17 protein-coding genes and 1 tRNA gene are annotated in these 23,343 nt (G+C 43.3%); 7 read left to right on the top strand and 11 right to left on the bottom strand.

Annotated features, from left to right (window positions below; all coding sequences use genetic code 11):
- Nucleotides 1–230: 230 nt before the first annotated feature.
- Nucleotides 231–896 (bottom strand): flavodoxin family protein, encoded by a 666-nt coding sequence (locus EO95_RS12830; protein WP_048135180.1) that lies wholly within the window; start codon nucleotides 894–896, stop codon nucleotides 231–233.
- A gap of 562 nt (nucleotides 897–1,458) precedes the next feature.
- Between EO95_RS12830 and EO95_RS12825 the strand changes: the two genes are divergently transcribed.
- Nucleotides 1,459–1,851, top strand: a complete 393-nt coding sequence (locus EO95_RS12825; RefSeq protein WP_156164057.1) for a zinc-ribbon domain-containing protein — start codon at nucleotides 1,459–1,461, stop codon at nucleotides 1,849–1,851.
- Between the two features lie 208 nt (nucleotides 1,852–2,059).
- On the opposite strand, the gene EO95_RS12820 is transcribed toward EO95_RS12825, so the two are convergent.
- Nucleotides 2,060–3,550 carry an NAD(P)/FAD-dependent oxidoreductase gene (locus tag EO95_RS12820; RefSeq protein ID WP_048135178.1) on the bottom strand — a complete coding sequence of 497 codons (1,491 nt, stop codon included), beginning with the start codon at nucleotides 3,548–3,550 and terminating at the stop codon, nucleotides 2,060–2,062.
- The gene (locus EO95_RS12815) at nucleotides 3,547–4,161 is read right to left on the bottom strand and encodes a TetR/AcrR family transcriptional regulator (protein WP_200895049.1); all 615 of its coding nucleotides are present in this window, start codon (nucleotides 4,159–4,161) and stop codon (nucleotides 3,547–3,549) included. The genes EO95_RS12820 and EO95_RS12815 overlap by 4 nt, the downstream gene beginning before the upstream one ends.
- 49 nt (nucleotides 4,162–4,210) lie before the next feature.
- Here EO95_RS12815 and EO95_RS17895 point away from each other — a divergent pair, with 49 nt between their 5' ends.
- Nucleotides 4,211–4,477, top strand: a complete 267-nt coding sequence (locus tag EO95_RS17895) for a hypothetical protein (protein WP_048135176.1) — start codon at nucleotides 4,211–4,213, stop codon at nucleotides 4,475–4,477.
- Here EO95_RS17895 and EO95_RS12805 read toward each other — a convergent pair.
- On the bottom strand, nucleotides 4,449–4,685 hold the full coding sequence (locus EO95_RS12805) for a DUF3006 domain-containing protein (protein WP_048135175.1): 237 nt from the start codon (nucleotides 4,683–4,685) through the stop codon (nucleotides 4,449–4,451). The genes EO95_RS17895 and EO95_RS12805 overlap by 29 nt on opposite strands.
- Nucleotides 4,686–4,687: 2 nt before the next feature.
- Nucleotides 4,688–6,160, bottom strand: coding sequence for a lamin tail domain-containing protein (locus tag EO95_RS12800; RefSeq protein WP_200895048.1), 1,473 nt, complete (start codon nucleotides 6,158–6,160; stop codon nucleotides 4,688–4,690).
- A gap of 286 nt (nucleotides 6,161–6,446) precedes the next feature.
- On the opposite strand from EO95_RS12800, the gene EO95_RS12795 reads away from it, so the two are divergent.
- Both EO95_RS12795 and EO95_RS12790 read left to right on the top strand, forming a co-directional pair.
- Nucleotides 6,447–7,478, top strand: a complete 1,032-nt coding sequence (locus EO95_RS12795; RefSeq protein ID WP_048135171.1) for a class I SAM-dependent methyltransferase family protein — start codon at nucleotides 6,447–6,449, stop codon at nucleotides 7,476–7,478.
- A gap of 552 nt (nucleotides 7,479–8,030) precedes the next feature.
- On the top strand, nucleotides 8,031–9,020 hold the full coding sequence (locus EO95_RS12790; RefSeq protein WP_048135169.1) for a hypothetical protein: 990 nt from the start codon (nucleotides 8,031–8,033) through the stop codon (nucleotides 9,018–9,020).
- Between the two features lie 176 nt (nucleotides 9,021–9,196).
- On the opposite strand, the gene EO95_RS12785 is transcribed toward EO95_RS12790, so the two are convergent.
- The 6 genes from EO95_RS12785 to cutA form a co-directional block, all read right to left on the bottom strand.
- Complete coding sequence (locus EO95_RS12785) at nucleotides 9,197–10,699, bottom strand: class I SAM-dependent DNA methyltransferase (protein ID WP_048135168.1); 1,503 nt, start codon at nucleotides 10,697–10,699, stop codon at nucleotides 9,197–9,199.
- 54 nt (nucleotides 10,700–10,753) lie between these two features.
- On the bottom strand, nucleotides 10,754–12,346 hold the full coding sequence (locus EO95_RS16805; protein WP_082106047.1) for a restriction endonuclease subunit S: 1,593 nt from the start codon (nucleotides 12,344–12,346) through the stop codon (nucleotides 10,754–10,756).
- Between the two features lie 1,402 nt (nucleotides 12,347–13,748).
- A complete protein-coding gene (locus EO95_RS18515; protein ID WP_268767909.1) occupies nucleotides 13,749–13,877 on the bottom strand; it encodes a hypothetical protein in 129 nt (42 codons plus the stop codon).
- A 363-nt stretch (nucleotides 13,878–14,240) separates the two neighbouring features.
- Entirely contained in the window at nucleotides 14,241–16,994 is a 2,754-nt protein-coding gene (locus EO95_RS12770; protein WP_048135164.1) for a DEAD/DEAH box helicase family protein, read from the bottom strand.
- A 595-nt stretch (nucleotides 16,995–17,589) separates the two neighbouring features.
- A tRNA-Leu gene (locus EO95_RS12765) sits at nucleotides 17,590–17,675 on the bottom strand.
- A 174-nt stretch (nucleotides 17,676–17,849) separates the two neighbouring features.
- On the bottom strand, nucleotides 17,850–18,155 hold the full coding sequence (cutA, locus tag EO95_RS12760) for a divalent-cation tolerance protein CutA (RefSeq protein WP_048135163.1): 306 nt from the start codon (nucleotides 18,153–18,155) through the stop codon (nucleotides 17,850–17,852).
- Nucleotides 18,156–18,674: 519 nt separating this feature from the next.
- Between cutA and EO95_RS12755 the strand changes: the two genes are divergently transcribed.
- The 3 genes from EO95_RS12755 (at nucleotide 18,675) to EO95_RS12745 (ending at nucleotide 23,233) form a co-directional block, all read left to right on the top strand.
- Nucleotides 18,675–20,495 (top strand): site-2 protease family protein, encoded by a 1,821-nt coding sequence (locus EO95_RS12755; protein ID WP_048135161.1) that lies wholly within the window; start codon nucleotides 18,675–18,677, stop codon nucleotides 20,493–20,495.
- Between the two features lie 1,008 nt (nucleotides 20,496–21,503).
- The gene (locus EO95_RS12750; RefSeq protein WP_235283009.1) at nucleotides 21,504–22,493 is read left to right on the top strand and encodes a TrkA family potassium uptake protein; all 990 of its coding nucleotides are present in this window, start codon (nucleotides 21,504–21,506) and stop codon (nucleotides 22,491–22,493) included.
- Nucleotides 22,494–22,555: 62 nt separating this feature from the next.
- Nucleotides 22,556–23,233, top strand: coding sequence for a TrkA family potassium uptake protein (locus EO95_RS12745; RefSeq protein ID WP_048135189.1), 678 nt, complete (start codon nucleotides 22,556–22,558; stop codon nucleotides 23,231–23,233).
- The last annotated feature ends 110 nt before the right edge of the window (nucleotides 23,234–23,343 follow it).

Raw genomic sequence — 23,343 nt, 5'->3', positions numbered from 1 at the left:
AAGTGGCTGAAAAAAGTGGCTGAAAAATTGGCTGAAAAAAAGTAGCTGATCAGTAAAAGGAAAATGAAATAAATATCAATAGGTTCTGTTATTGCCATACGGGAGAGTCAAAATAAGTTTATGCAGGAGAGGGATTTGAATCCCTGAATTTCTGCATTAACAGATCTTTTTTACAAACAGATCTTTTTTACAAGTAGATCCCGTTTTTTTCGGAAATTCAATGCCGGGATTCAGATCCAGCCCTTTTTAATCCAGTAATCGCAGTTGTGCGTCCAGTTGGCTTTGTTGGCAAGGATGACATATTTGAAGTGTTCTCTGAAGGCTTCATGTGCAGCTTCCTGTTCAGGGTATTGCCTCTTCTCTTTTATCGCTTCAGCAAGGTCTTTACCCATTTCACGCGATTTTTCAATTGCTGCTTCCATTGCTTCGGGACCCCGGGCTACTGAACAGCCCACTCCTCCGATAGAGTTCCCTCCACAGTGTACCATAAAATTATCTATAATGCCAAGGACAAAATCGAGCTCGTCACTGCCTGCAGTTGTTAAGGAAAGGCTGTATTTCCCGTCAAAGAGCTGCTCATGAATAACAAGCGGACTTCTATCAAAGACTGTCTTGAGCTGGGCTGTCACATTTGTTATGTAGTTCGGGCTGCTCCAGATTATGCCGTCTGCATCCAGAAGCTTTTCCAGCACACCGTTATAGTCGTCTTTTATTGAGCATACGCCAGTTTCATAACAGGAATCGCATGCTGTGCAGTATTTGATTTTCATCTTTGCAACGTCGATAGACTCGACTTCAGCGCCTGCTTTTGCGGCTCCGTCCAGAGCTGCATCCAGCAGTTTTAAGGTATTACTGTTCTTGCCTCTTGGGCTTGATGATATCCCGACTATCTTCATAGTTTCCCTCTCTGAATTGTTACAATTTTTTTCAAAAATAACAGTACTATATTCAATTAAAACTTTATTGTACTCTTTGGTTGGGGAAATTACGAAGATACAGAAAGAGGATAATAGGGAAGCTTTTGAATGTACTCAAAAATCTTTATTTAATAATATTTTGTTACATGCCTATTGCTCTCCTTTTTATTAGGTCTTCCTGTACTCGGTCAAGATGAAGATTCCATATTTTTAGCGGATAGATTCCTTCGGCTGGAGGATACTTTTCAATATCACGCCCGCTGGTCTGTTATATTGGAGATGCAGAAACAGTGTAAGTCCATTCCAAAAAATTAAAAGTTGTAAACTGAATAAACGGATGAAATGTATTGATGGATTTTCAACCCCTACTCAACAGTGAAGAGCCAACAGTATTTACACAAAAGATATCATAAGTTCTATCCTAAGGGGCAGAAGATTACATTTCAAGGAAGAGGTCACTGTATTTATTAAAAAATCATTATTATAAAATACTGAAAAAAATTAAAAAGTTTTATATTCTACACTCTCATTATTTGGATTCATGGAAGAAAATGAGGGTGTTTTTCAGGATAATCAGGTTGTGAAATTGACTGGAATAAATGAAAGCGTTTTTTGCCGATCCTGCGGGAAGCAAATCAGGTCCGATGCCGAAATTTGCCCGCATTGTGGAGTGAGACAGAAAAATAATGCTTCGACTCTCTCCCCAAAAAATCCTGGTTTTGCGGCGGTGGCTTCGTTCCTGTTTGCAGGGTTAGGACAAATCTACAACGGCGAATTTGTAAAGGGGTTTTTATTCATAGTTGTCCAGATAATTAATTGCTTTCTAATATTTATTGTCGTGGGATTTATCACGTACCCGATTGTTTGGGCAATTGGAATCTACGATGCCTACAAGACTGCTGAAAAGATCAATGCAGGAATCGCAGAAGCCTGAATCGGCTGATTTTTGTTCTTTTATAAAATTATTTATCTCCTCCGGAATATTTATTCAGAGGGGTTGAAGGTAATTTTGAAACAAGTTCAATCAAAATCAATCTCTTAGTAAAACATGTCTAGCGCGCCGCAAATATCAAAGAATATGCCCCCAGGAAAGAAGAAAAATTCAGGGCAAAGGTAACAAAGCCAATTTTTTTCCAGGCTGTTTAACAGCTTACAAACGGCTTTTTTTCCTGTTTACAAAGCCGCATGATTGTGTCTTTTCCGGTAATGACTGCCACGGGCAGTCCCCCTGGCGGCTGTAACCATTGGCCGGTTAAATGGAAATTGTCCAGCCCTTTGATTCGCCCTGTATGTGCCATCATTTTTCCGCGAATGGTCAGTGAGAACGGCATGAACGCGCCCCTGTAAGCGTTGCAATACCGTTCGTATGTTTTTGGCGTGGCGACGTCAAGCACTTTGAGTTTTCCTTTCATCCGGGGAAAACGTGTTTCAATTGCCCGTAGAACCGCTTTGCCTATCTTCTCTTTTTCCTGCTGATAGGCCTCGGGATCCCGGGCGAGGGCATTCCAGGCTTCGTAATCCTCATGGAACTGGTTGATGCTGCAGGTGATCAGGGTGTGGCCTTCTGGAGCAAATGCCGGCTCATGCCGGTAGTGCGTCATTGTTAAACGGTTGATAGGTGATTGATGGATCTCAAATGGGACCGTCGGAAAGGACAGGCTCCGCGGAAGGGCGCCGATTGTGCCTTCATAGCCTAAAGCCACCAGAATTTGTGAGGCCAGCGGATAATCTGTTGGGTTACTATATCGTTTTTGGAAGGCGCGATCCGGGTACTCGCCTTTCAGTAACCTCTCATAAAGTACGTGCGCATCGCATGCTGCAATGAAATAGTCGGCTTCAAAGGTTTTGCCGTTGTGACAGATGACGCGATTGACTTTGTTGTGGGCTATGGTCAGTTCAACGGCTTCACACGGAGCTTCGATGGCTCCATCCAGGGCGAGGTAACGTTCAACCATGCGCATTGCCAGCGCCTTAGAGCCACCATAGGGAATGGAGGCCTGGCCTCTGGTAAAGGCCGCGAGCGCAAAGAAAATGAATGAGGCACTATAACCTTCCGGTAAAAATGAAGCAAGAGCAGCCTGCAGCGCCGGGTGGTTAAAGGTATTGGAGTAGTCCTTTAAGCTGACCTTGCCGTATTTTTGCATAACAGTTCCCGCATCTTTTAACGAGATCATCAACCGGATTCTTTCCATAAGCGTCATCAGGTCCTCAGGTTTTTCAACGGGCGTTTCATATGATTGCAGATTCCTGATCACCTGACAAAAATCTTCAATAGCGGCTTTATCTTCCGGGGATAGTTCCAGCCAGCTGGACCTGAGCCGGTCAAGGTCGCGATAAAAATGTACGGTAACGCCGTCGTGCTCAAAAGCTAAAAAACTCTCGGGATGGAATATTTCAACCTCATCCAGAGCTCCAACGGTGACCCAGAGGTCATGAATCGGTGTTCCTGGTTTTGTTCCAACCAGCCAGTGGATGCAGCCGTCGATGTGATAGCCCTGCCGGTCCCAGCCAGTGCATTCCCCGCCTAAATTGTGGTTTTTCTCGAGGATTACGCTTTCAAAGCCGTTTTTTTGGGCAAAGATGCCAGCGCTCAAGCCGGCGATACCTCCACCTATGATAATTATTTTTTTCATTTCCCCATCTCCTTTTGTTTTATTTGCTGTATACGCAGGAGATCCTCCCCCATTTCCAGAAGCAGCGCTTCAGCAGCCTGGTCGTCAAGCCAGGACGGCAGATGACCGTTGGCGACCATGACCGAGAGCCCCGTTTGAAAGATCCTCATTTTTAAGAGCAGGAATTTTCGTTCCTCATACGTCAAACCGCGCATGTTTTCATCTTCAGCCAGTGCTTCAACCATAGCGTCCTGAAAGGTTTCATACGAAGCCACGTATGGATTTTGCTGCATTACCAGTTCACGAAAAAAGACGGGGTACTCCCGCGCAAACACTAAACTGGCTTTCCCGATGTTTTCAAAAAGGTCCGGTCCTTTTTGTTTTGCCAGCAGTTCATCCGAAAGGGCAAAAACACGCTCAACCACAGCCTTAATCAAATCATCAATTGTTGCGAAATTGAGATAGATCGGCGCAACCGAACTACGAAGACGTTTCGCCACGCTGCGCGCGGTGATGCCGGCAAAGCCTTCTTCTTTTGCGATTGCAAAAGCGGCTTCTACAATGGCTTCTTTGTCAAATTTTGTTTTGGGCGGCATACAGATCCCCTTTGAATAACATTTGTTATATAACATATGTTATTTTATCTTGTATAAAGAGATTTGCCAGGTGAAAAAATAAATAATGTTAACAAATGATGCGAATTCCGGAAGGGGAAGAGAAAAACAGACCGGGTATGTAAGTAACCAGGCCGAAATCCACAACGGAGATGTTCCCGGGACGAGGGAAAGGCCGCCCGGCCCCCCACGGCCAGGGACACATTTTACAGGCACAGGAGATGATATGTGTTTTCTCCAGCCTGGTAAAGAAATGTGCGAGCTCTCTCAAATCTGGAAGAAGGAGACCGATAAAATAGTTTCATTCAGTCTGTCTCTTTATTTTTATTCTTAAGTTTCTCAAGCAAAGCTGACACTCTTTCTTTAGCAGCTTCTGTCTCCTGAACATCTTTCTCAATGCTGAGATTCAGGATATCGCCCTCTTTGCTTCCCGGTGGAAGTAAAAAAAGAGGGAAGTCAATTTTTATTGACTCATTATCCCTTAAAAGCAGTACTGCAGTACTGCCCTCTATTCTGTCAAGTGTAACTTTGAAGCTTTCCATCTTCACCCCTCCAGCGAAGCGACCAGATTTCCGCTGTCATCAAAGAGGTATGCCGTATCCCCATCATTATTCCAGATAGGACTTCCTGAACCCCAGTATAGCTCGGTAGCTGTGTTCATCCCCTCTCCGGTATAAAGAGTTACGGTAGCCTGAGAATCCAGTGTACAGGAAGGAAAGGTGTAAGTGTGCTTACTACCGTCATCCTCGATTTTCCAGCCTTTCAATGAAACAGGAGAGGACCCTCTGTTTGTAATCTTTACCCATTCATCTTTCAGGCTCAGATCGCTAACATAGACAGTTGATTCTGCAGAGCCGGAGGTCACAATCGCTTCGACTTCAACTTCTTTGGCTTCGGTTTCGGCTTCTTCTGCTTCGTTTTCTTCGGCTTCAGAGTCTTTCGGTTCGTTTTCTTTAGTTATCATCGAAGCCGAAGAACTTTCAGCTCCACTTTCAGCAGGTCCGGTTTTTGCCACAGATTCTCCAGAGCCACTTTTTTGAGTGTTTATCGTATACGCAGAGCCATCTGTTGTCACTGTAATTGAGCCGTCGCGATCGGTCCTGTAGACCCTGGAAACTTTCTGTAACCTTTCGAGAATTTCAGGATGGGGATGCCCGTAATCATTATCTGCTCCAACTTCTATCACGCTTATTTCAGGGCTTACAGCTGAAATAAAGGCTCCTCCGCTGCCTGACCGGCTGGCATGGTGCCCGACTTTGAGAATATCAGAATCCAGGGCATACCCGGCATTCATGAGGTTTTCTTCAGTTTCAAGCCCTGCATCGCCCATAAGCAGGAATGAAACTTCCCCGTAGCTTACTTTAAGGACCACGGAGTTTTCGTTCAGTTCATCGGAGTATTCAGGCCCGGGGTTCAGAACTTCCACACTAACAGCAGGGTCAAATTCGATTTCTTTTCCTTTTTCAGCGACCTCAAAAGGAATATTTTTCTCATCAATAGTGGTCAGCATATTCTCATAGGTTTTTGAGGTATGCGGAAAGCCGCTGTCAATGAACTGTTCAATCTGGAAGCTGTTGAGTACCTCATCCATGCCGCCTATATGGTCCGCGTGAGGATGGGTTGCAACAACATAATCAATGCCGGAGATATCATGCTCGCGAAGGTATGCCGAAACCCCTGACCCCTGGTTTCGTTCCCCTGCGTCTACCAGCATAGCTTTTCCATTATATTCCAGGAGAATTGAATCTCCCTGGCCGACGTCAAGAAAATGAACTGTTAAGTTTTCATCTGTCGGGTTTCCACCGTTAGCAGGATTATTGTCTGCAAGATTATTTTCTGCAAGATTATTTTCTGCAAGATTATTGTCTGAAAGACCAGTGTCCTCAAGGTTATTTTCTGCAAGCCCGCTGTCCTGACCTGATGCGTTTCCTTCGGCCCGAACCTGGGCCTCAAGGTCTGTTTCTCCTGCCTGCTGTGCGGCCTGTTGGGGCTCTTCAGCAAGCGGAACGTCTTTCATTCCCGCGTTTATTCCAGCAATAACTATTAAAACAAATATTATACCAAAAATCCAGCGCAATAAGCTGCTTCCGGACGCTTTTCCCGATTTCTTCAATTTAATCACACCACATTTTTAACCCAATAATATAAATGGCATTTATATTAAGCTGCTGAAAAAAATATTCTGGAATTCATCCAAATATCTATGGTGTCATAATTATATAAATCATCAGAAAAATATTATCTACAGAATTAGATTCACGAACAAAAAACATTAATCCCATGCCGGATATCCTTCAATTCCAATGTACAGAACTATCCGTGTTCCGCTCGAAAAAGGTGAAGAAGCCCGGCTGGAAGTTATAACTGCGGATCTCTTTGACGATACCCGAAAAATCCGAAAACTCCAGACCGAAGAAGGCACTTTCCTTGAAATCCCTGTCACCGAGGCTGCAGGAGAAAAGGCAGGAGATTTTCCGGTAATTGAACAGGAAAATCCCGAATTTCTGGAAAAAACCGGATCCCTGAAAGAATACCTTAAAGACTCCCTTTCCGAAACCGAACTTGCAAGTGTTCCATCAAGCTGGCATATCCTTGGGGATATAGTAATAGTCAGTATCCCTGAAAGCCTCGATGAAAAAAAGCTCCTGATAGCCAGGGCTCTGCTCTCCATGTACCCGAAGTGCAGGAGCGTTGTAAGGGACCTTGGGATCGAAGGGCAGTTCCGCCAGCCGAAAAGGGAACTTCTCCTCGGAACCTCCACGGAAACCATCCACAAGGAGCACGGCTGTTTTTTCAAGCAGGATGTAACGAAAGTGATGTACTCCAAAGGCAACCTGGATGAGAGAAAACGGATGAGCAAACTCGGAAGCGGGGAAGTCGTTGTGGACATGTTCGCAGGGATAGGCTACTTTTCAATTCCCATGGCTGTCCATGCGCGGCCGGAAAAAATCATCTCGATAGAAATTAACCCGGAGTCCTTTGCCTATCTGAAGGAAAATGTCAGGCTGAACCATGTGGAGGACATTATTACCCCTGTTCCGGGAGATTGTTCACAGGCTGCCCCTGAAGGGGAAGCAGATAGGGTTATTATGGGGTATGTGGGAACAACACACCACTATCTGGAACCGGCTATGAAAGCTTTGAAAAAAAGCGGAGGGATCCTGCATTACCATGAAACGGTACCTGAAAACCTCGCCAGAACCAGGCCTGAAGAAAGGATAAAAAAAGTTGCCGGATGCCTGGGGAAAAAAGTTGAGATCCTGGCAACCCGAAAGATAAAGAAATATTCTCCGGGTGTCCTGCATGTGGTCGTGGACGTGCGGATCTTTGAATGAAGGTTTTAACTCTGATTTTTTATTGAGGGCAGATTCTCATCTTCTCCATTTTATTAGCTTGCGGTTAGCTTTTCTCCGGGAAAAACGGTTTCTGACCTTTTTACCCCATATGGGGAACCAGATAATGAGCCGACAAAAAAAGGAAGGTTCGATGAACCTCTGTTTTGTCCGGTTTTGATTTAGGGTATGTTACGAAATAACCTGGGCAATACAGAATCATTTTGAACTTAAATCAACGGGCTTGTTTGTGAAAATAGCTCAGGTCTTAAAGCAATTTTTGATGTCGAATTGAAGTCTGTAATTTTAGTTCATAACAAAAATCGATATGTAACAAAGGTTAGAAAATCTTTTATTCGCAAAATTATATAATTACTTAGTCTCTACTAATTTATCACATAATTGGTTGGACAAATAGTCCAGGTTTGGATTAATGTGACTTTAGTAATAGATGATTCGGATATTATTACAGAACCTATTACAGAATCTGAAAAATATCCGAATCATATAAACTGTACATTAACTTTGAAAAATAAAGCTACCTGGGGGAAATAAATGATAAATAAGGGGAAGCTATGTTCCATAGCTTTAGCTTCAGCATTCCTGGTTTTTGTTTTTTTGATTTTAATCTCAGCCGCAGCTTCAGAGGCTCAGGTTACGAAAATTGGCACCGGATACGATCCTGCTGTTTATGGTAACAGGGTAGTATGGACAAATGGGGTTGTTATTCATCTATACGACCTGACCAACAGAACAGACACTACGTTTAGCTCTTCTGGGGCCTCCAGTCCGGATATTTACGACAACAAGTTAGTGTGGCATGATGAAAGCAGTGGAACACCAAGGCTCGCTGTGTACGATATACCAACAGCCACAAAAAGTTACATCACGAAGAACGTAGACCAATATAGCAAACCTGCTATTTACGGCAACAGAATCGTCTGGAGTGAAAATGATAGTGTATATCTGAGGGACATATCTACATCCACACAGACAAAAATAGGAAACGGTAGTAATCCCGACATATATGACACAAAAGTGGTGTATTACTCATATTCAGAAGATCCGGAAGTGGATATAACTATCAGAATGTATGACATCAATACGACGGAAAGAATAACTGTCAATTCATATGGAGATCCGAACATACCGCATATATGGGGTACTAACGTCATCTGGTCTGATGTATATAATCATCAGGGATATATTGCGATGTATAATACCTCAACAAAGAAAACCCTGGACGTCACACATCAACTTGACACCGATCCAGATGGAAATGAATACGGCGCCAGTACAGGGACACACATTGCCATACAAAATGATAAAATTGTATACAATAAATGTGTTGATGATTATGAAGGCAAGCCTGGAGTATATGTATATAACATATCTACGGGACAAAGCACACTGGTATATGAATATCCTGAAGAAGTTTATACGACACCGGAAGTATACAATAACACTCTTGTGTGGGGAATGGACAAGAACTATGTTGATAGTACGGCTGGCAATGATATCTACTTATGCGACCTTGCAGCCTGACCTGAAAATCTTACAGTAAAGTAAGTGGTGGATATATAAGTGGTGGATATCCACCAAAACATTTTATTGAAAAACCTGAATTTTTGGATTTGGAGATTATAAAAAGAATATCAAGAAATGATAAAAAGAATATCAAGAATATTCTTTAATCTTCAGACATATGTGGAATTTCTTTTTTAATTCTCTTCACTTTCACCGTTTCCATTAATTGTGAGCATAATTTCCTTGAAACTTGCCAGCGAAGCCTCCATATTCTCTATAATCTCATTTGCAAGAATATCGGGGTCCGGAAGGTTGTCCAGGTCCGCAAGGCTTTTGTCTTTGAGCCAGAAGATGTCCAGGTTCGTTTTATCCCTTGCTACAATTTCATCATAGCTGAATTTGCGGAACCTGCCTTCGGGAGCTTCTTCACTCCAGGTCTCTTTGCGGCTGAAGCGGTTTTCCGGGTTGTAGCATTTGATGAAATCTTCCAGATCTGAAAACTTCAGTGGATTTTTCTTCAATGTGTGGTGTACATTTGTGCGGTAGTCGTAGATCCACACTTCTTTTGTCCAGGGCTCTTTCGTTGCGGATTTAGCTTCAAAGAAAAGCACGTTTGCCTTTACGCCATTTGCATAGAAGATGCCTGTCGGCAGGCGCAGGATTGTGTGCAGGTCGGTGGTTTCAAGAAGTTTTTTACGGATGGTCTCTCCGGCTCCGCCTTCAAACAGGACATTGTCAGGCAGTACCACTGCTGCCTGCCCACCGGTTTTGAGGATGGTATGGATGTGCTGCACAAAGTTGAGCTGCTTGTTGCTTGTGGTTGTCCAGAAGTCCTGCCGGTTGTAAGTGAGGTCTTCTTTTTCCTGCTCCCCTTCTTCGTTGGTGAAGGTCATGCTGCTCTTTTTTCCAAAAGGCGGGTTGGTGAGGATGTAATCGTAACGGTAGCCAGGATCGGCTATGAGAGCATCGGAATTGGAGATCATGGGCTCCCCGTCGATTTCCCCTATGTTGTGCAGGAACATGTTCATCAGGGCAAGCCTGCGGGTCCCTGCGACGATTTCGTTCCCGCCAAAGGTTTTGTTTTTCAGGAAGCGGCTCTGTTCCCGGTCCAGCCGGTGGTTTGATGTAAGGAAGTCGTAAGCTGCTAAAAAGAACCCGCCTGTGCCGCAGCAGGGGTCTCCTATTGTCTTCATGGGTCCGGGCTGGAGGCACCGGACCATTGCCCTGATGAGCGGCCTGGGGGTGAAGTACTGGCCGGCTCCGCTTTTTGTATCTTCTGCATTCTTCTGGAGGAGCCCTTCGTAGATCTCTCCCTTGGTATCCACGCCCATCATGACCCAGCTTTCCTTGTCGATCATATCAATGACCTTGTAGAGCATGGCAGGGTCGCTGACCTTATTCTGGGCTTTGAGGAAGATCTGTCCGAGCATCCCCGGCTTTTTCCCAAGCTCTTCTAACAGCTTCTTGTAGTGAATATCGAGTTCTGCTCCACGCTGCTGTTTCAAATTATCCCAGGTATATTCCTCCGGGATGCCAATATCCCTGTTGTACGGCGGCTTCCGGTACTCTTCAGCCATTTTCAGGAATATGAGATAGGTCAACTGTTCCAGATAATCTCCGTAGCTCACGCCCCCGTCCCTCAGGACGTTGCAGAAGCTCCAGACTTTGGAAACGATGGATGAGGTGTTTTCAGACATGGTTTGGATCCTTGAGATGAGAGTAATTTTAGTTTAAAACTTGATTACTTATGTTTATTTGTCAACTTGCTCGAAAACTTGTAGGGTGGATTGTTGAGCGAGTCCTTTGTCGTCCTGAGTGATGCTTTTGAGTTGCTCAGAATTCTGCTTCCCCTTATTCCCATTCTCCGCCCTTTCCTTCCTTATTCTTTCCAGCAAAACCTCAGCCGGTTCCCAATCCTCTGCCCCTCGAACCTCTGCCAGTTCACTTTCATTAAGCAACTTCCCCTCAAACGCTTTTTTCAAAATACTTTGCCGCAGTGCTTCGGCTTTTTCCAGATTCTCTTTGATATCTTGCTCTATCTTATCGCAGACTGAAAGGCGAGTTTCTATTTCCTGAACGATGGCTTGTTGTTCTTCAACTGAACAAATTGCAATAATTAATTCTGACATGGTTCCAAGAAGTAAGTTTTTTTGTGCGGTTCCCTTGGAAGCTAATTTAATTCTCTCAACATCGTTTTCTAAATGATAAGCAAGATATTTTGAGTCAATTAGTGAATTCGGTTTCTTTATAATTGCAACACTTTTCTGAAAGGTTGTTTTTGAAGTTTTATCATTTGCAGTTGCAATTGCAATTCTACCTATAGTTCCGGCATTAGTAACTAACACATCGTCTGGTTCTAAATCCGTTCTTTTGTGGACTTCTTCAAAATCTTCTTTTTGTATTTGCCGAGCGTCTACATAATTTATTTTTCCGTCAAAAATGTCTTTTGCACTAATGAAAAAATATCCTGAGTTTTCATGGTTTTTGCAATCTCCATGTTTGCCATCTGTTATTAAAAAAGATAAATCATTTAAACGAACTCGTTTCCAATTTTCGGGTAAGGGGATAAGTTCTAAAATTTCTTCTTCACTAATTGGTTTTACTTGCTTTATTTTCTTGCCTTTATTTTGGAAATACTTCAATCTTTCTTTATTAATTTCTGAAAGTAATTGTTCAACGTCTCCGTTTTCGTTTGATTTTCGCCATTTCCTCGTAAGTTCTCCTTCAAATGCTTTCTTCAGCACCGCCTGCCGATAAACCTTGAGCTGTTCCTGTGCCAGTTTGAGATTGGCAATGCCGTTGTCCAGTTCGCTGAAGAGCTGCTCGATTTTGGAGACTATGGCGCGTTGTTCGGGGAGAGGGGGAAGTGGAATAAGTTGACTAAACACGTCGTTATCTCTTACTGCAGGATAAGAAGTCCCTGTTTGTAATTCGTTCAATGGTTGCAAAAAACCTTCGTAAAGTGTAATCGCAAATAAATATTTAGAATCACAGCAATCTTTGTATCCTCTAATTACTGTAAATCCAGAAGAACAAATTTGATTTTCATATAATGGACTGTCAATCTTTGCGATATTTCTAAGGTAGACTCTAACGGTTGAGAATAAAATATCTCCAACTTGTACAATTTGTTGAGCTCTTGAGGGTGCATCTTTCCAGTTATATACTTTATGTTCTGTAATTCTGTTAGTTACGTTATCAATTGAACCGATATCAAGGTATATTAATTCCTTCTCAATGTCAACTTCTTTTCGTTTCACCTTTGTTGCCTTTAAGCAAACGTTGCCTAAAGGAACAATCTCCCAATAATCTGGTGTTTTTTCCTTACTCAGAATCACATTCACGCCGCCAGAGCCTCATCAAATTTTGTATTCAAACTTTTCTCCGAACCTTTCATTATCAATTTTGGAGTACTTTTAAGATGTCAGTTGATTAAATAATTGTCTACTTGTGTCTTTCAGGGATTTTATCAAAAATTTAAACCGTATAAAGGCATATATGCCTTTATTAGAGTCACAAACGGAGAAAAAGCATCTCGAAAATATTGTAGCATTGAAAATTAACCGGGGATGATTGGGATTGCGAATGTTAATATTTATTTTGACAATCTTTATTATTTTTAGTGGATGCGTTGATGAAAACAATGGCACCCGATAAAATAATCAGTATCTCAGTGACCAGTATTCTGTTGGTCGTCCACCGTTACATGGTTGATATTTTTGAAAAACCCGAATTGCGCCTCGGGATCACAGAAAATCAGAGATTTCCTGGGAGTTGCGATGTAATCGCAACAGTACGCGGTCCGTTTCAGCAGAGTTGCGGCTCTGCAGTACGCTGTCCTTTTCGCTGCGCTCAAGAGGACCAATTTATGGGCTATAGCAGTGAACTTCGCTCAAGAGGACTGAATTACGATTTCTCTGACCCATAAAACCTTATTCGCCTTACCGTGTCGTTTTTGTCACGCTCAACGCAGGAGAGCGGCTTTCAGACAAAAAAGAAGAAAAAAGACCCGCAAGAAAAGCCATAAAGTAAAATTGAAGTAAAAAATAGGGAGATACGGTCAGAACCGGATAAAAATACACCTGAAAAACGCTCTTTCCACGTCTGTTTTTATTGATTTTTACTGGAGATTTCAACCTCCTGTTTTTTCGTTCTCTTTTTATCTTTCTTCTTTTTTCTACTTTTTTTGCAGGGCCGCCAGACAAGCTGGCGGAGGCGTCCGATATTTACCTGTAAATTAAAAAGCGATTTTCGGGGTAAAGGGAAAGTATTCTTCGGACCAGGAAGGAATTTCACTATAATCTATTTTTCTCTTAATACCAGCAGGAATTCGCCTGTTATTTGTTTTTGCGGGCAGACGAGACGGCTTCAGCCTTGCAAGGCGCAGAAGAGAGAAACAAATGATTTCATCTCAGGATATTCTGAATAATACCAATCGATTAAGCAGGAACCACCATTCTGTTCACTTTGTCTCAAAACAGTATCATGATGTTGCTTGTTAAACATCAGGAATGAAAAGCTAAGAAAAGTAGTAAAGGAAGAGAAATGAGGTAAATACGTTTTAACTTTGATTAAAAGAGCGAATGAAGGGTCCACAAGGTTTTGTCTGCAACAATGAAGTAGATTTCTGGATCAGGTTTTTATCTGTCCTGAATTTGCCTCATTTTACAGTTTACGCGTCAATGAAGTTTATTACGGGATCAGATTTTACTCTGTCCTGAATTTGCTCCATCTCACAGTTTAAGCTTACGCGTCAATGAAGTTTATTACGGGATCAGCTTTCAGACTGTCCTGAATTTGCTTCATCTCGCAGTTTACGCCATAAATGAAGTATATTACGGGATCGGTTTTCAAGCCGTCCTGAATTTGCTCCACCTTATAGCTACGCGCCAATGAAGTATATTACGGGATCAGTTTTCAGACTGTCCTGAATTTGCCTCATTTTAAGTTTACGCGTCAATGAAGTAGATTTCGAGATCGGTTTTCAAGCCGTCCTGAATTTGCTTCATTTTAAGCTTGTACGTCAATGAAGTTCATTGCGGGTCAGATTTTACTCTGTCCTGAATTTGCTTCATTTTACAGCTTAGTTCCTTGTGAACAATATATAATATGTAAGTTATCGTATAAAATACTAGCGGTGGTATTACCCAGAGTAATTTTTAAAGTTCGTTTTTTCGCCAGGGCTGCCTGTAAATCATCAGTCATATACTCTGTCGATTCCCGGCTTTTCTCCGAAAATCACGCCGCAAGAGCCTCATTCAACTCACTGATAACCAGATTCATCTCGTCCCCGAAAAGCTGGTACATCCTGCCGCGCCCGCCAAGAATATCAAATGGGTGATAATCGAGGTCGTCTATTTCCAGGTGGAAGCTGGTTGAAACATAGTCTTTAATCATGCGGAGCCAGTTCATCTGGTCATCATTGAATTTCAGGGTTCCCGCCTGTTTTTTGAATACCCAGTCCTGGAAGTTCCGGTTTACGGTCTGGTCATAGGAGGTCAGCACAGGGTCGGTTTCGGTTATCCTGCGGATCAGGGAAACCAGGGCTGTGAGTTCATTCTTCGGGGAATTCCCGTTCACCTTTTCCAGCTGCTCATAAGCCTGCCATATCCTGGAAGGAGCAAAATAGGGCTTTTCCAGTTTCAGTTTGTCCAGCACTTCTTTTATCATCGTAAAGGTGACTTCCCTGCGCTGGTAGGGCTGGTTGTAGAAAATTCTCAGGGCTGTGATCTCGCCTTTGTTAGCTTCCATATATGCTTTAAAATCATTGACCAGCTCATCCGCCTTTACTACAGCGTCTTTGTCCCATTCGGCTCTGTTAAGGGTATCGATGTTCACGGTATCGATTATCTGCTCATGGACTCTGCGGACATTTTCGATGTATTCGTTCAGCTCGCCGGAAAAAGTGGACCTGGCAACATCAATCAGATTTTCCTGTGCCTTTTTCTTTGCATCGGCTTCCTGAATTTCCGGCTGGCGTTGTTTAATCTCAGAAGCTCCGGAATCAATGATATCAGGGTTATATGCACTGAGCAGGTCCTTCACAGTCTGATTGATAGTTTTTCCGTTAGCCTTCTCAGCAAAAGTAGCTCTTTCATCCTCGCTTATCTGCCTGTTCAGCCTTGCCAGGCGGGAAGCCAGGGAAACGTAAAGGTCTTCGTCCTGTGCGCCAAAGGTTACTGCTGCCAGCAGGTCTTTCAGTGAAGTATTCCTCTTGCGTTCCAGAGGCCGGCTGTCAGTTTTCAGGGTCTTTGTAACGCCCACGGCATCCACAATTACAAAATGGGTCTTGGCCGAAACAGCCGATCCTGTTACCCTTACAAGGTCATCATAGCCCAGAGTTCGTGTACCTCGCCCTTTCATTTGCTCAAAATAATTACGGCTCTTTACATCCCTCATAAAGAGCAGGCATTCCAGCGGCTTGACATCCGTGCCCGTGGCAATCATGTCCACTGTAACCGCGATTCTGAGGCGGGGACCGTTGCGAAAATCTGACAATATTGATTTTGGGTCTTCTTCTGCTTTGTAGGTCACTTTCTTGCAAAAGGCATTCCCTTCGTTGAATTCTTCCCGCACTATATTGATAATATCATCGGCATGGCTGTCGTTCTTGGCAAAGATCAGGGTTTTTGGAACTTCCTCTCTGCCCGGGAAGATCTCAGGCAGCTTCTCTTTAAATGTCCGGATCACATTTCGGATCTGGCTGGGGTTGACCACGTCCCTGTCCAGCTTTTTGGAAGTGTAGGTGAAATCTTCGTCCAGCTGTTCCCAGCGTTTTTTACGGGTAAGTTTCTCCCGCTTGTCCACAAACTCCCGCGCAGCTATCTTTGCCCCATTTTTGCTGATTTCGGTCTCGATGGTGTACACATCATAACCGACATTCACGCCGTCTGCCACAGCTTCTTCATGGCTGTACTCGCTCACCACATTCTCATTGAAAAACCCGAAAGTGCGTTTATCAGGTGTTGCTGTCAGGCCTATCAAAAAAGCATCGAAATAGTCCAGCACCTGCTGCCACAGGTTGTAAATGGAGCGGTGGCACTCGTCGATGACTACAAAATCAAACTCTTCAATGGGAATCTTCTCATTATACACCACAGGAAGCGGTTCCTTTGGCTGCCAGCCCCTCTCGGCAGGGTTTTCTTCCTCTATTTTTTCGTCCAGCTCCTCGCCCTTCAGAATGGAGTAAAGCCGTTGAATTGTGGAAATGCACACCTGGCTGTCCGAGGAGATATAACTGGAACGTAAGCGCTGCACGTTGTACAGCTCGGTAAATTTGTGGTTATCATCATTGGGCACATAAGCCATGAATTCCTGCTCTGCCTGTTCGCCAAGGTTCCTGGTATCAACAAGGAAGAGCACTTTTCTGGCATCCGCAAATTTTAGTAACCGGTAGATGAAGGTTATGGCAGTATAGGTCTTTCCGGAACCGGTTGCCATCTGGACCAGAGCCCTCGGGCGGTTGTCCTTAAAGGATTTTTCAAGATTTGAAATCGCTGTTATCTGGCAGTCCCGTAACCTTTCGGTTGGCAATTCAGGTATCTCAAGTAACCTTTCCCTCAAAGGCTTCTTTCTGAGCCATTCCTCAAAAGTCTCAGGCCGCAGAAAAGAAAAAACAGGTTTTGACCTTGGCTTCGGGTCACGGAAGTCTGTGAAGCGTGTAAGTGCCCCTGTGCTCTCGTACACAAAAGGAAGCGGGTCATTGTTCAGGTACTTTAGCTTGCTTGCAGCATACTCGGCTGATTGTTCCTCAACAACGGTTAACCGGTGGCCTTCTTCGTCCCTTTTCGCCTCAATGATTCCAACGGGCCTTTTGTCAACAAAGAGTACATAATCAGCCGGCCCCACATCGGTCAGATATTCCTTAACTGCAATGCCTCTGGAGGCACTCCAGTCGATCCTGCTCTTTTCCTGCACTATCCAGCCAGAATCATATAATTTTCTATCGATGGCATCTCTGGCTTGCTGCTCCGGGGTCTGGTTATTATTCATATGTCTTTACCCGTTGAATGTTTTTTACCCATTGAAATTCATTTTTATCCTTCTTTTCCTGGATTGAAATGCTGAGGCTGGCTCCTTCTTTGAATGTGATTTATACCGATAAATGTTTCTAAATTTATGTATGTTCCTTCTATATTTTGGAAATTGTGTAAATTATCCACTAGAAACAGTGAAGAACCAAAAAAGCGGATGTAAGAGGTATGATTCGAATGCAAGAAATCCTGTGAAAATAGGCCCAAACCCATTACCTTTGGCCTGGCTTCTTGCCGCAACTCAGACGAAATGTAAATAGGATTCATGCGTCTTCGGTTAAGTGAAGAATCGTGATAAATTGCCTCCACTTCCTCAACAGTTTTCCAAAATTGTATCAATTTATGGGCTGGAACAGGATATCGATTTCATGTAAATAGGCCAAAATTCAAGGCAGGCTCCTGATTCAAAATCGATAGTGATAGGGCAAAAAAATTCCTTAACCGATGACCAATGAGATAGGATTAGAGAAATTAAGCAAAATAGAACTTAATAGAAAATAAGCAAAATAGAACTTAATAGAACTTAGTAGAAAATGAGAAAATCATAATGAGTTTGGTGCGGGAGAAGGGATTCGAACCCCTGAACGTCTGCACGAACAGATCTTGAGTCTGCCACCGTTGACCGCTTGGTTACTCCCGCGCTTTTCGGAATCCAAATAGGTAAAGTTACAACTAACATATAAAGCTAATCCTGTAAATAGACTAATCCTGCTAATTTTTGAGTCTGGGGGATGTTTTGCAGATATTTTCATCTCATTTCCGGTTTCAGACTTTCCGGCTTCCGGCTTCAAGTTTTGAGACCTTCAGGTTTCCCTCACGAACTGTTTACATGGACCCAGTCGAGGTACTCCTGTTCTCCTTCAATTCCCCAGAATTCGATGGCAGGCAGGTCGTACGTATGAAGGGTTTTCACGACTTTGATTATTTCATCAAGGCGTGAAGAGTCAGTTTTAACAAGCATTGCGATCTCATTCTGCTTCTCTATATTTTCGTTCCATCTGTAGATTGAAGATACAGGAAACATGTTTACGCAGGCTGCAAGCCTTCTTGAAACCAGCTCTCTTGCGATTTCTGATGCATTCTTCATATCTCCGACAGTGATGTATACGATCCCAAGCATGTAACAGGCACCTCATACAAAGTTATTATAACCACAAATATGCTGGATATACTGAATATTATTATTCGTGCAATTATTATCTATTGCCTTTGACCATAAAAATTACCTTTAAAATTACCTTTCCGGCAAACTGAAAGCTGTAATTCCATAGGGGTTCTTATATAATTAGGATGTATTATTTTGTGCATTTTTCGAGACAGGCATTTTCAAAAAAGGTGTTATTAAGAAATTGGATCTCATGCTATGTAAAGACGAACTAAAACGTTTTTATAATAAGATAGACAACCGGGTTTAACAGCATTAATTAATTGAATGTATGCATTTCCCCTGACTATTGCTTAAAATGATAGCCCGGGATTTATGAACTGCATTCAAAGGTTGCTGGCGCTAACTTCTTTATTGAAGGCATGTTCTATATACAGTTATAATCTATCAACAGTTAATCGTCAATATTAAACGATTAACATTCACAATTCAAAGCTTATAAATGGTTCAGCTTAATTATTTTGGAGAATTTCCTTGAGTGGCACAAGCATTGCACTTGGTATTTTTTTAATGTACTGGTTCCTTATTTCCTTTCTTGATAGAAAGGGTATTCTGGAGAAGTATAATATAAGCACTTTCGGGCCTCTTCCGATCCTCATGATCAGGACAACAAAGGGTCTTAAACTACTGGATATTCTTGCCCGCCCGAGACGTTACTGGAGGGTTTTCGCAAACATTGGAATCCTGATGATGTTTGCAGGCATGATTGCCATGTTCCTGGTCATTGCTATTTCGGACCTTGCGCTTTATACCTCGTTTCTGAACAATACAGTTCCGGAACCGGGAAAGTACAATGCTCCCAGGAATATCCTGCTGATTCCGGGTGTAAATGAGTTTATTCCCTTTACCTGGGGAGTGATTGCCCTCGTAGTTACTCTTGTAGTGCACGAGTTTTCCCATGCAATTCTGTGCAGGGTTGAAGGGATCAGAGTCAAATCCATGGGAATCCTGTTTGCCCTTGTCCCGATAGGGGGTTTTGCAGAACCTGATGATGAACAGCTCTTTGGCAAGAAAGATGAAGTAAAAAAAGAGCTGCCACTAACGGCGACGATTGAGGAAATCAAAGAGTGGGAGCAGAGAGAAAAAGAAGAACAAAAGCTAAAAGAGGAACAAAACGAGGAAATAGATGTTTCCAGGCACAAAGAAACAAATCCTGCACCAGCAGTAATTGCCACAAGAAACCAGAGAGCCCGTATCCTTGCTGCCGGAGTTATGGCTAATTTCTGCGTTGCTTTTGTAGCTCTACTGCTCTTTTTCGGGCCTGTGCTGGGGGCAATTGCTCCTCTCAGTGATGCAATGATCGTAGGCGTAAACGAAAATTCTCCAGCTCAGCTTGCAGGGCTTCAAAATGACATGGTAATCACGCAGGTTAATGACACAAACATAACCACAGGCATGGACCTTCTCTCCTATCTCGAGACAGTTGAACCCGGAGACTCTTTGCGCATCCATGCCTCAAAAGACAGTGTCGTTTCAGTCTATGAGTTAAAAGTTCCTTCTTCTCCGGAGAAATGTTTCAGTGGAGTGCCTATAGGAGGGATTGTAGAAGGAAGTCCTGCGGAGGCTGCGGGAATCGAGACCGGAATGACAATGCTTCGGATTAACGATACAAGAATGCGAAGCATTGCAAGTTTCATTGACTTTATGGAAGGGACAAGGGCAAACCAGACTGTAAAGGTAGAGACGATGCCCTCTGCAAATTATACTGGTACCCTTACCGAAAACGGCACCGCTATCTTTGAGGTCAAGCTGGCTCCTCACCCCTCGAATGGTGAAAGTGGCTTCCTTGGAGTGATGTATGGGAATGAAGGAAACCTGGAATGCCAGATGCTCGGAATTTCCATCTGGATGCCCCAGGCAAAATTCTATCTTGAAGCGCTAAAGCAGATCCCTTCCCTTCTGGACGAACCAGTAGGCTGGATTATCCTTTTCGGGCTTCCGATATACGGATTTGCAGGTGAGGGATTCCGCGGCTTTTCAGGCACAATCGCTCAGTTCTACCATCCGGTTGGATGGGCAGAGCCCCTGGGAGTCGGAATTTTCTGGATTGCAAATTCCCTGCTCTGGATTGGCTGGCTGAACTTTTATGTGGGCCTGTTCAACTGCCTGCCTGCAGTGCCTCTTGATGGTGGGCATGTATTCAGAGACTATAGCTACTCTCTCGTATACAGGTTTACACGGAACGAAGCAGTCTCGGAAAGGGTCTCAAATTCGATCACAGCAAGTCTTTCGATGTTGATCCTGTTATCATTCCTCTTCATGATATTCGGGCCTTTCATAGGCCAGTGGATCTGAACAGCTAAAACAGAGAACAGCATCGAAATTAATTCCATCAATTCGGAAATCTGCTGGAAAGCCGGGAAGTTAAAATCTCTTCCCGTTTTCTGGCTTTTTTTAATTCTGGTGGTCCCTGATTAACCAGTTGCTATTATTCAGAATATCCAGACTCAGACTGGATCTTTTGTTTTTCTCTCCCTGCGCGGCAAGGAATTTTGCCCACCCGTCAGCCAGATAAAAAACTCCCGACAAAACGACACCGCAATTAGAGAAAAAATACATTGAGAAATACCCCCTGGCTGAAAGAATACTTTCCTTGACACAGGAAGCAGCTCTTTAATTTACAGGTAAACATAAGCACCTCCGCCAGTTTGGAGGAGGGGCTTTCAAAAAAAAATAGACAATGAGTCCTTTTTCGGACACTGTTTTTACTTTTGGGCCTACTTCTCTTTTTTTCTTTGAAATACTGCTCTCTTGCTTCGAGCGTGAAAAGAACGACTTAATACATATAATGATGTTTTATGGGTTAAAATTTTTTATTTAATCTCCTTTAGTCCTCTTGACCAAAAATAACCGCTAAAACCCATAAATTAGTCCTCTTGAGCGCAGCGAAAAGGACTGCGTACTGCAGAGCCGCAACTCTGCCGAAAAGGACTGCGTAAATCTTCAATTTACTGTGATCCCGAGGCGCAATTAGAGAAATACAGCCTGTAATTTTGTAGCTTGGTCCTCTTGAGCGCAGCGAAAAGGACCTCGTGCTCCCGAAGCGAAACTCGGGTGCCGAAGCGAAACTCGGGTGCCGAAGCGAAACTCGGGTGCCGAAGCGAAACTCGGGTGCCGAAGCGAAACTCGGGCGAGAATAAGTTCTCAAGGAACCTTCAAGCTAAATTCTATGAACACATAGAGATATTAATAAAGATTATAAGGTATTTTGACCTAGTTCAGCAGAAGAACTAAGGCAGGGCGCTAAAAATGTTTTCTTCGGGTAGAAAAAAGACGAGTCGCAGATCAAAGTTTCGAAAAATAATGCGCAAAAGGCCCAACCTTGCATATAAACTTGCAGCTTTGCTCTTGCTTTCCATCTATATTCTGCTTTTCAAATATCTTATGATTCTTGAGAACCAGCCCGAAAATGCAAACGCTATCACAGCTATCTACTGGGCTACAACTACCATTGCAACGGTAGGGTACGGCGATGTGGTCTTCGCCTCGCTTTCGGGAAGAATCTTTTCCATAGTCGTACAGGTCATGGGAATTATTCTGATTTCAGGTTTTCTTGCAACTTATGTTATTGCTCCCTGGATGGACAGGGTGATCAAGTTCAGGATGCCCAGGAAAGTTCCTTCCAGCATGAAAGAGCATATCATCATCTGTGGATACAACCAGCTGGTAGAAACCCTTATTGATGAATTGGAAGAGCAGGAGATAACGTTTATAATAATTGAGGATGAGGAAGAAATAATCAAAGAACTTGTTTACAGGGATATCCCCTGCATTTTCGGGACTCCAAGTGACAGGCAGGCACTTACGAATGCAGGTATTGAAAAAGCCAGGATCCTTATTGCCAACAAGTCCGATGAAAGAAATGCAAACATCGTGCTAACCGCTCGGGAGTTCCAGCACCTCAATATTATTGCCATCGTTGAGGATAGGTCCAATTCAAAATACCTGAAATACGCAGGTGCAGACACGGTTGTTTCTCCGAAATCGATATTCGGGCAGTTTATCGGAAGGAAAGCAATGGACAGGCTTGTAAGCAGGGTGACAGGGACGACTGAAATTTTCAAAGGAGTGCACGTTACGGAATTCCCGATCTACCTCAAGAGCCCTCTTATAGGCAAGACCCTTAAAGAAGTTTCCAGCCAGCGGCTGACTGATGCAAGAATCGTTGGAATCTGGAAAAGCGGAGCCCTCTCTTTTAACCTTAAAGAAGATGATATCATCCGGGGCAATTCTGTCCTGCTGGCTGTGGGAACGCCTGAGGAGCTCTCAAAACTGAAGAAACTTACTCATTGATTGCCAGCCTGAAGTATACAGCTTTAATAGGCATCATAAATTCAATAGATGAGGGATTAATAATGGAGTCAAAAGGGCATCTGGTGGTACTCGGATACGGAGACGTTGGAAAGAGCATTGTGAGTGAACTCTCCGGAGGACTGTTCCGTTTTGTAGTTGTGGACTCCAATGAAAAAGTTTTTGAGAATGTGGAGTTTGAACATCTTGTGGGCAACGGGGCGGATGAGGAGGTCCTGATCGCAGTTGGAGTAAAAACTGCATCTTTTGTGTTTGTAGCCCTGAATGATGATACCAATGTTATTTTCGCAACCCTGATTTCCAGGGGACTCAACCCAGAAGCTACAATTGTGGCAAGAGCGAACTCCGTAAAATCAATCGATAAGATCTATAAGGCAGGAGCGGACTATGTTGGGTCTCTTTCCATAGTTGCAGGACAGATGCTGGCCAAAATGAGCGCAAATTGTATTGGAAAAGTCTGCAGGATCGATGAAGATATAATGCTTTACGAAGGCATAGAAATTGAAAAGTACCATATTGAGAAAGGCTCTTTTTTTGACAGAAAATCAATAGAAGACCTGGACCTCGAAAAAAAGATCGGGTGCACTGTAATAGGCATTGAGCGTGGAGGCCTTGTTACTATTACTATTAATAAACAGACGGTACTCCGGGCAGGAGACATAGTTGCATTTGTGGGAAGCAGCAAGCAGATCTCGGAGTTTAAGGAGAAATATCTTGACTAAAAAGTCTATTTTTTATCTGTTCCTGTACTTTCAGTTCCTATTCTATCCGTTCCTCTAATTCCCTGTTCCTCTAATTCCCTGTTCCTCTAATTCCCTGTTCCTCTAATTCC

The organism is Methanosarcina sp. 1.H.T.1A.1 (genome assembly GCF_000979295.1).
Taxonomy (GTDB): domain Archaea; phylum Halobacteriota; class Methanosarcinia; order Methanosarcinales; family Methanosarcinaceae; genus Methanosarcina.
Note: the sequence above shows the minus strand (reverse complement) of the source record. Positions and strands in the feature narration are given on the sequence as shown.

What these genes read in the sequence shown, in the direction of transcription:
- EO95_RS12785 (WP_048135168.1), bottom strand. Translation starts at nt 10,699, where the DNA reads ATGTCTGAAAACACCTCATCCATCGTTTCCAAAGTCTGGAGCTTCTGC.
- EO95_RS12825 (WP_156164057.1), top strand. Translation starts at nt 1,459, where the DNA reads ATGGAAGAAAATGAGGGTGTTTTTCAGGATAATCAGGTTGTGAAATTG.
- cutA (WP_048135163.1), bottom strand. Translation starts at nt 18,155, where the DNA reads ATGCTTGGGATCGTATACATCACTGTCGGAGATATGAAGAATGCATCA.
- EO95_RS12815 (WP_200895049.1), bottom strand. Translation starts at nt 4,161, where the DNA reads ATGTTATATAACAAATGTTATTCAAAGGGGATCTGTATGCCGCCCAAA.
- EO95_RS12800 (WP_200895048.1), bottom strand. Translation starts at nt 6,160, where the DNA reads ATGAAAGACGTTCCGCTTGCTGAAGAGCCCCAACAGGCCGCACAGCAG.
- EO95_RS12795 (WP_048135171.1), top strand. Translation starts at nt 6,447, where the DNA reads ATGTACAGAACTATCCGTGTTCCGCTCGAAAAAGGTGAAGAAGCCCGG.
- EO95_RS12750 (WP_235283009.1), top strand. Translation starts at nt 21,504, where the DNA reads ATGCGCAAAAGGCCCAACCTTGCATATAAACTTGCAGCTTTGCTCTTG.
- EO95_RS17895 (WP_048135176.1), top strand. Translation starts at nt 4,211, where the DNA reads ATGTTAACAAATGATGCGAATTCCGGAAGGGGAAGAGAAAAACAGACC.
- EO95_RS12790 (WP_048135169.1), top strand. Translation starts at nt 8,031, where the DNA reads ATGATAAATAAGGGGAAGCTATGTTCCATAGCTTTAGCTTCAGCATTC.
- EO95_RS12805 (WP_048135175.1), bottom strand. Translation starts at nt 4,685, where the DNA reads ATGGAAAGCTTCAAAGTTACACTTGACAGAATAGAGGGCAGTACTGCA.
- EO95_RS12770 (WP_048135164.1), bottom strand. Translation starts at nt 16,994, where the DNA reads ATGAATAATAACCAGACCCCGGAGCAGCAAGCCAGAGATGCCATCGAT.
- EO95_RS12820 (WP_048135178.1), bottom strand. Translation starts at nt 3,550, where the DNA reads ATGAAAAAAATAATTATCATAGGTGGAGGTATCGCCGGCTTGAGCGCT.
- EO95_RS12745 (WP_048135189.1), top strand. Translation starts at nt 22,556, where the DNA reads ATGGAGTCAAAAGGGCATCTGGTGGTACTCGGATACGGAGACGTTGGA.
- EO95_RS12830 (WP_048135180.1), bottom strand. Translation starts at nt 896, where the DNA reads ATGAAGATAGTCGGGATATCATCAAGCCCAAGAGGCAAGAACAGTAAT.